At 55.5% G+C, this 2,817-nt stretch carries 4 protein-coding genes; 2 read left to right on the top strand and 2 right to left on the bottom strand.

The window, feature by feature from the left end:
* A partial coding sequence (locus RTM13_RS20185) for a hypothetical protein (protein ID WP_312214539.1) occupies positions 1-208 on the bottom strand: 208 nt, incomplete at its 3' end.
* Positions 209-274: 66 nt separating this feature from the next.
* Here RTM13_RS20185 and RTM13_RS20180 point away from each other — a divergent pair.
* Positions 275-637 carry a YfeC-like transcriptional regulator gene (locus tag RTM13_RS20180; RefSeq protein ID WP_312214537.1) on the top strand — a complete coding sequence of 121 codons (363 nt, stop codon included), beginning with the start codon at positions 275-277 and terminating at the stop codon, positions 635-637.
* A gap of 1 nt (position 638) precedes the next feature.
* A complete protein-coding gene (locus RTM13_RS20175; RefSeq protein WP_312214535.1) occupies positions 639-1,034 on the top strand; it encodes a YfeC-like transcriptional regulator in 396 nt (131 codons plus the stop codon).
* A 51-nt stretch (positions 1,035-1,085) separates the two neighbouring features.
* Here RTM13_RS20175 and gltX read toward each other — a convergent pair whose 3' ends face one another.
* Complete coding sequence (gene gltX, locus RTM13_RS20170; RefSeq protein ID WP_312214533.1) at positions 1,086-2,501, bottom strand: glutamate--tRNA ligase; 1,416 nt, start codon at positions 2,499-2,501, stop codon at positions 1,086-1,088.
* Positions 2,502-2,817: the final 316 nt, after the last annotated feature.

Below are 2,817 nucleotides of genomic sequence, written 5' to 3'. Positions count from 1 at the left end.
AACCGCTGACCTCTTGCATGCCATGCAAGCGCTCTCCCAGCTGAGCTATAGCCCCGTTGCGTAAAGCTGTCGTGTTGACGGGCGGCATAATATGAATTCCTTTGTCAGGTGTCAACGGCAAAATCTCTCTCTGCCTCTCAACCGCTGAAAAAGCAAACAAATGAAAGACATTGCGGGCTCGCTCGCAGCCAGGAGTTAAACCCGTCACACTTTCGCGTAAAATGGTGCTATAAAATGAACCACTAATTACCCCTACTGCTCGTCAGGAAATCGCATGATCAAGGAACGAATGACGCCGGAAGAGTTAGCCAGGCTGACAGGCTATAGCCGTCAAACAATCAATAAGTGGGTACGTAAAGAGGGCTGGGCAACGTCACCCAAACCTGGCGTACAGGGTGGCAAAGCGCGCGTGGTGCATATTAACGAGCAGGTGCGTGAGTTTATACGCAACGCTCGCCGGGCTGCCGATGCCACTCTCTACGCTGAAGCCTCCCTGGATACATCACTTGATGTGCTGCTGGTAACGCTGGCGAAAGAGATGACCCCTTCAGAACAGAAACAGCTGACCTCCCTATTAATGCGTGAAGGGATCAGCGGCTTACTCCAACGGCTCGGCATTCGCAGCAGGGAAAAATAAGATGAAGCTACCTGATAAAATGACACCTGAAGAGATGGCGGACTATCTTGGCGTTGCCAGACAAACCGTTAATCGCTGGATCCGCGAACAGAACTGGACAACCGAGACGTTAACCGGGGTGAAAGGCGGCCGGGCGCGGCTGATCCATATTGATGAGCGCGTGCTGGCCTATATGCGCAAAACGCCGGTCGTTCGTCATCGCCAGTCGGCATGGTCAATGGCGGAACCCTCCGCCGACTACAGCACGCTGTTTCAAACGGCCTCGCTGCGGCAGATTGGCAACGTCCTGCAGAATATGACACCCGCAGAGCAGGAGCGGCTGGAGCGCTTTCTGGCGCGTGAAGGCCTGCGCGGATTTCTGACCCGGCTGGGCATTGCCGATACCGAGCAGGCATAAAAAAACGGCAGGTTAATCCTGCCGTTTCTGTTTAGTGCGGTTTGCGCAGGCTTACTGCTGGCTTTCGCGCTCCGCGATAAAGCCCAGCGCGCGATTGATACGCTCAACGCTGCGGGTTTTGCCAATCGCATGCACGGTAACGTCCAGCGCCGGAGACTGCCCTGCCCCGGTTACGGCTACACGCAGCGGCATCCCCACTTTACCCATCCCCACTTCCAGCTCATCGGCGGTAGCCTGAATCGCATGGTGGATATTTTCCGCCGTCCAGTCGGTAATGGCGGCCAGCTTGTCGCGCACAACTTCCAGCGGCTGACGCGCAACCGGACGCAGATGTTTCTTCGCAGCATCGGCGTCGAACTCGGCAAACTCCTCATAGAAGTAGCGGCAGCTCTCGGCAATCTCTTTCAGCGTCTTGCAACGCTCGCCCAGCAGCGCGATCAGCTCGGACAGCTGCGGACCGGTGCGGGTGTCGATGTTTGCCTGCTCGATATGCCATTGCAGGTGCGTCGCCACGTACTCAGGGGCCAGGGTGTTGATATAGTGATGGTTCAGCCACAGCAGCTTGTCGGTGTTGAACGCGCTGGCGGATTTGCTCACCGCACCCAGCGAGAAGAGGTTGATCATCTCTTCACGGCTGAAGATCTCCTGGTCGCCGTTGGACCAGCCGAGGCGTACCAGGTAGTTGAGCAGCGCCTCCGGCAGGTAGCCGTCGTCACGATACTGCATAACGCTCACCGCGCCGTGGCGCTTGGAGAGCTTTTTGCCGTCGTCGCCGTTGATCATTGAGACGTGGGCATAAACCGGCACCGGCGCGTTCAGCGCTTTCAGGATGTTGATCTGACGAGGGGTGTTGTTGATATGATCTTCACCACGGATCACGTGGGTGATCTGCATATCCCAGTCGTCTACCACCACACAGAAGTTATAGGTTGGGGAGCCGTCGGTGCGGCGGATGATCAGATCGTCCAGCTCCTGGTTGCTGAACTCGATCGGGCCACGGATCTGATCGTCAAAGATCACCGACCCTTCCTGCGGGTTAGCAAAGCGCACGACGCAAGGCTCATCGGCAGCATGTTCGCTGTGGTCGTGGCGGCAGCGGCCGTCATAACGTGGCTTCTCGCCGTTCGCCATCTGCTCTTCACGCAGCGCGTCCAGACGCTCTTTAGAGCAGTAGCAACGGTAGGCGGTGCCTACTTTCAGCATATCGTCGATAACCGCGTTATAGCGATCGAAACGTTTGGTCTGGAAATAGGGGCCTTCATCCCACTCCAGATTCAGCCAGTTCATGCCATCCATAATGGCTTCGATAGCCTCTGGCGTAGAGCGTTCGAGATCGGTGTCTTCAATACGCAGCACAAAGTCACCGTTCTGGTGACGTGCGAAAAGCCAGGAATAGAGAGCGGTACGCGCACCACCGACGTGCAGATAGCCGGTCGGGCTTGGCGCGAAGCGAGTTTTGATTTTCATGAAATGGCCTTACGTTGATAACGATGCCGACAGTCGGCAAGTCCTGGAAAACAGAATGGGCAATATTCTATCACCCTGCGCTGATTCCTCAATGTTGTTACTACTTCAGGGGTCTCAAAGCGGATTTTTGTATAGAAATCATGCGCACGTAGTCATTTATGCGCCGCTTTGTCTAATTTTACGACGAACAAACAAAATCTTGAGAAAAGGCGTTGACTCATTTTCAACTCTCCCTATAATGCGACTCCACACAGCGGGGGTGATTAGCTCAGTTGGTAGAGCATCTCCTTTACACGGAGGGGGTCGGCGGTTCGAG

The organism is Pseudescherichia sp. (genome assembly GCF_031979925.1).
GTDB lineage: Bacteria > Pseudomonadota > Gammaproteobacteria > Enterobacterales > Enterobacteriaceae > Pseudescherichia.
This window is presented reverse-complemented; position numbering and strand designations above follow the sequence as displayed.